Genomic DNA, 512 nt, shown 5'->3' with positions numbered 1-512 from the left:
TCGTGCAAGGCGACGGCAGCTGGAGCAGCACGGTCACGCTCAACAACGGCCCGAACACGCTAACCGCGCGGGTGAGCGATGCCGCCGGCAACATCGCAACCAGCGGCGCGGTGGTCTACACGCTCAGCACCACCGGCCCGACGGTGACCGAGGCCCTGGTCGCCGACACCGGCACTTCAGTCACCGACCACGTCACCGCCAACCCGACGCTGAACGGCACCGGCCTCGCCAACACCGTGGTGCATCTGACGATCGATGGCGTTCTCAGCACGACCACGGTGACCGCCGATGCGCAAGGCGCATGGTCGTTTACGCCGAGCGGGCTGGCCGACGGACCGCACACCATCGTGGCAAGCCAGACCGACAGCTTCGGCAACACCGGTTCGGCCTCGTTAAGCTTCACGCTGGACACGACGGCACCGAGCGGCGGCACACCAGATCTGACGGCGGGCTCGGACAGCGGCAGCTCGAACTCGGACAACATCACCTCGGCGACCTCGCCGAGCTTCACC

Annotated in this window: 1 protein-coding gene; it reads left to right on the top strand. The window is 67.6% G+C overall.

The window, feature by feature from the left end:
• Window positions 1-512: Ig-like domain-containing protein (locus tag CWO91_RS42435; protein WP_165406091.1), on the top strand; the 512-nt coding region annotated here is incomplete at both ends.

It is taken from the genome of Bradyrhizobium genosp. SA-3, from assembly GCF_004212635.1.
GTDB lineage: Bacteria > Pseudomonadota > Alphaproteobacteria > Rhizobiales > Xanthobacteraceae > Bradyrhizobium.
This window is presented reverse-complemented; position numbering and strand designations above follow the sequence as displayed.